2 rRNA genes are annotated in these 5,170 nt (G+C 52.4%); both read left to right on the top strand.

Going from position 1 to position 5,170, the window contains the following annotated elements:
* Window positions 1-713: 713 nt before the first annotated feature.
* Window positions 714-2,248, top strand: a 16S ribosomal RNA gene (locus AC0UA9_RS16635).
* Between the two features lie 329 nt (window positions 2,249-2,577).
* Window positions 2,578-5,170 (top strand): 23S ribosomal RNA (locus AC0UA9_RS16640); the annotation flags it as partial.

A 5,170-nucleotide genomic window follows, 5' to 3' on the forward strand; every position in this document is an offset into this window, starting at 1 on the left:
GTGGTCAACGCTTTCGCGCTGTAATGAATCGACAGTTAGTAGATGCTGGCTCATCACGGACCTCAGAATGGGGGTGGGCGTTGGGGGCTATCAAGCTGGTATAAGTGTAACCGCCAATGGAGTGCCGTCGAAGTGCTTTCCAACACCAAACGGCTTGGCTTAAAACTTTTTCGCACTTATCTATAAATAGTCCTTGCCAAGACGGCAGCGAATCCGTAAAGTACGCATCCGCTGCCGGGGACGCACAGCGTTACCAGCGGTGATTGAAGGTGAAAACCTTCGGTTTGTCAGAGGGTTAGAAGAGCTCAGCAGTAATATGCTTCGATGTCTTCCAGCGCTTTTTGAAACGAGCCACGCCAGAAAGCATCGTTATCTCGCTTTCTTCGCTCACTCGCTTCACTCACTTAAAACAGTGATTGACAAACACCAGGAAATGCGTAGAATACGCCTTCCTCGCTGAGGCAAGCCAGTTCATCGGTTAGCCAGTGAACTTCTTCAGAAGTTCAGCAGCGAAAACAGCTCTTTAACAATTTGATCAGGTAATTCATGTGGGCGCTTGCCGATGAGGGTGATAAATCACCAAATATCAAGGCAAGCGGTCATGAGAACGAAAGTTTGAATGAATTCGTTTGAACCTTGAGCCAAGTTTGATGCGCTTTTGTTGTTCGTAAATATTACGTTTTCGGGTAACGAGTAAGCATCACAATGATTTTAAACTGAAGAGTTTGATCATGGCTCAGATTGAACGCTGGCGGCAGGCCTAACACATGCAAGTCGAGCGGTAACAGGGGTAGCTTGCTACCCGCTGACGAGCGGCGGACGGGTGAGTAATGCATAGGAATCTGCCCGATAGTGGGGGATAACCTGGGGAAACCCAGGCTAATACCGCATACGTCCTACGGGAGAAAGGGGGCTCCGGCTCCCGCTATTGGATGAGCCTATGTCGGATTAGCTAGTTGGTGAGGTAAAGGCTCACCAAGGCGACGATCCGTAGCTGGTCTGAGAGGATGATCAGCCACATCGGGACTGAGACACGGCCCGAACTCCTACGGGAGGCAGCAGTGGGGAATATTGGACAATGGGCGAAAGCCTGATCCAGCCATGCCGCGTGTGTGAAGAAGGCCCTCGGGTTGTAAAGCACTTTCAGCGAGGAAGAACGCCTAGTGGTTAATACCCATTAGGAAAGACATCACTCGCAGAAGAAGCACCGGCTAACTCCGTGCCAGCAGCCGCGGTAATACGGAGGGTGCAAGCGTTAATCGGAATTACTGGGCGTAAAGCGCGCGTAGGTGGCTTGATAAGCCGGTTGTGAAAGCCCCGGGCTCAACCTGGGAACGGCATCCGGAACTGTCAAGCTAGAGTGCAGGAGAGGAAGGTAGAATTCCCGGTGTAGCGGTGAAATGCGTAGAGATCGGGAGGAATACCAGTGGCGAAGGCGGCCTTCTGGACTGACACTGACACTGAGGTGCGAAAGCGTGGGTAGCAAACAGGATTAGATACCCTGGTAGTCCACGCCGTAAACGATGTCGACCAGCCGTTGGGTGCCTAGCGCACTTTGTGGCGAAGTTAACGCGATAAGTCGACCGCCTGGGGAGTACGGCCGCAAGGTTAAAACTCAAATGAATTGACGGGGGCCCGCACAAGCGGTGGAGCATGTGGTTTAATTCGATGCAACGCGAAGAACCTTACCTACTCTTGACATCCTGCGAACTTGTGAGAGATCACTTGGTGCCTTCGGGAACGCAGAGACAGGTGCTGCATGGCTGTCGTCAGCTCGTGTTGTGAAATGTTGGGTTAAGTCCCGTAACGAGCGCAACCCTTGTCCTTATTTGCCAGCGCGTAATGGCGGGAACTCTAAGGAGACTGCCGGTGACAAACCGGAGGAAGGTGGGGACGACGTCAAGTCATCATGGCCCTTACGAGTAGGGCTACACACGTGCTACAATGGCCGGTACAAAGGGTTGCGAGCTCGCGAGAGTCAGCTAATCCCGAAAAGCCGGTCTCAGTCCGGATCGGAGTCTGCAACTCGACTCCGTGAAGTCGGAATCGCTAGTAATCGTGAATCAGAATGTCACGGTGAATACGTTCCCGGGCCTTGTACACACCGCCCGTCACACCATGGGAGTGGACTGCACCAGAAGTGGTTAGCTTAACCTTCGGGAAAGCGATCACCACGGTGTGGTTCATGACTGGGGTGAAGTCGTAACAAGGTAGCCGTAGGGGAACCTGCGGCTGGATCACCTCCTTAAACGATGCATCATCCCTCGCGGTAAGCGCTCACAATGAATTACCTGATCAGAATGCTGTTGATACGCAGTGATAAGCGTTTTCTTTATGTTGAAAGAAGAGAAAAGACTTTTTAAAAGCTTCTTTAAAGACTTTTTTAAAAACCTTTCTTTTCCTTTTGATGTGAAAAAAGCACTCGCTTATCACTGCGCATAGCAGTCGCTCTTTAACAATGTATATCATGCTGACATAAACGTTTTAAAACGTTTATACGTAATTGTTTTGTGATACGTCTCAAGCGTATCCGGCAATCGTTATCATTGCGAGATACCAGACTCCTTCGGGTTATAGGGTCAAGCAATGAAGCGCACACGGTGGATGCCTAGGCAGCCAGAGGCGATGAAAGACGTGGAAGCCTGCGATAAGGCTCGGCGAGGTGGCAAACAACCTGTGACCCGGGCATCTCTGAATGGGGAAACCCACTCATCATAAGATGAGTATCTTGCGCTGAATATATAGGCGTAAGAGGCGAACCAGGGGAACTGAAACATCTAAGTACCCTGAGGAAAAGAAATCAACCGAGATTCCCCTAGTAGCGGCGAGCGAACGGGGACCAGCCCTTAAGCATGTGACTGATTAGACGAATGCGCTGGGAAGCGCGGCCATAGTGGGTGATAGCCCCGTAGTCGAAAATCTGATCATGTGAAATCGAGTAGGTCGGGGCACGAGAAACCTTGACTGAAGACGGGGGGACCATCCTCCAAGGCTAAATACTCCTGGCTGACCGATAGTGAACCAGTACCGTGAGGGAAAGGCGAAAAGAACCCCGGAGAGGGGAGTGAAATAGATCCTGAAACCGTGTGCGTACAAGCAGTAGGAGCAGACTTGTTCTGTGACTGCGTACCTTTTGTATAATGGGTCAGCGACTTATATTCAGTGGCGAGGTTAACCGTTTAGGGGAGCCGTAGGGAAACCGAGTCTTAACTGGGCGACACAGTCGCTGGATATAGACCCGAAACCGAGCGATCTATCCATGAGCAGGGTGAAGGTTGAGTAACATCAACTGGAGGCCCGAACCAGGATCTGTTGAAAAAGATTTGGATGACTTGTGGATCGGAGTGAAAGGCTAATCAAGCTCGGAGATAGCTGGTTCTCCTCGAAAGCTATTTAGGTAGCGCCTCACGTATCACCGCCGGGGGTAGAGCACTGTTTCGGCTAGGGGGTCATCCCGACTTACCAACCCGAGGCAAACTCCGAATACCGGTGAGTGCAAGCGTGGGAGACACACGGCGGGTGCTAACGTCCGTCGTGAAAAGGGAAACAACCCAGACCGTCAGCTAAGGTCCCGAAATCCTGGTTAAGTGGGAAACGATGTGGGAAGGCTCAGACAGCTAGGAGGTTGGCTTAGAAGCAGCCATCCTTTAAAGAAAGCGTAATAGCTCACTAGTCGAGTCGGCCTGCGCGGAAGATGTAACGGGGCTAAACCAGGTACCGAAGCTACGGGTTCACACTATGTGTGAGCGGTAGAGGAGCGTCGTGTAAGCCGATGAAGGTGAATTGAGAAGTTCGCTGGAGGTATCACGAGTGCGAATGCTGACATGAGTAACGATAAGGGGAGTGAAAAACTCCCCCGCCGGAAGACCAAGGGTTTCTGTTCGACGCTAATCGGAGCAGAGTGAGTCGGCCCCTAAGGCGAGGCCGAAAGGCGTAGTCGATGGGAAACGGGTCAATATTCCCGTACCGGACATGATTGCGATGGGGGGACGGAGAAGGCTAGGTGAGCCAGGCGTTGGTTGTCCTGGTGAAAGTGAGTAGGCTTGGGTCTTAGGTAAATCCGGGACCCTTCAAGGCCGAGACACGAAACGAACTGACTACGGTCAGGAAGTCATTGATGCCACGCTTCCAGGAAAAGCCTCTAAGCTTCAGATCATGTGCGACCGTACCCCAAACCGACACAGGTGGTCAGGGTGAGAATCCCAAGGCGCTTGAGAGAACTCGGGTGAAGGAACTAGGCAAAATGGTGCCGTAACTTCGGGAGAAGGCACGCCGGCGTAGGGTGATGAGACTTGCTCTCTAAGCCCGAACCGGTCGAAGATACCAGGTGGCTGCAACTGTTTAGTAAAAACACAGCACTCTGCTAACGCGCAAGCGGACGTATAGGGTGTGACGCCTGCCCGGTGCCGGAAGGTTAAATGATGGTGTTAGGATTCGTCCGAAGCTCTTGATTGAAGCCCCGGTAAACGGCGGCCGTAACTATAACGGTCCTAAGGTAGCGAAATTCCTTGTCGGGTAAGTTCCGACCTGCACGAATGGCGTAATGATGGCCACGCTGTCTCCACCCGAGACTCAGTGAAATTGAAATCGCCGTGAAGATGCGGTGTACCCGCGGCTAGACGGAAAGACCCCGTGAACCTTTACTATAGCTTCACACTGGACGCTGATGTTGCCTGTGTAGGATAGCTGGGAGGCTTTGAATCTCGGACGCCAGTTCGAGGGGAGCCAACCTTGAAATACCAGCCTGGCATCATTGGCGTTCTCACTCAGGTCCGTTATCCGGATCGAGGACAGTGTGTGGTGGGTAGTTTGACTGGGGCGGTCTCCTCCCAAAGAGTAACGGAGGAGCACGAAGGTACCCTCAGCACGGTCGGACATCGTGCAATGAGTGCAAGAGCATAAGGGTGCTTGACTGCGAGACAGACACGTCGAGCAGGTGCGAAAGCAGGTTCTAGTGATCCGGTGGTTCTGTATGGAAGGGCCATCGCTCAACGGATAAAAGGTACTCCGGGGATAACAGGCTGATACCGCCCAAGAGTTCACATCGACGGCGGTGTTTGGCACCTCGATGTCGGCTCATCACATCCTGGGGCTGAAGTCGGTCCCAAGGGTATGGCTGTTCGCCATTTAAAGTGGTACGCGAGCTGGGTTTAGAACGTCGTGAGACAGT

It is taken from the genome of Colwellia sp. F1, assembly GCF_056238625.1.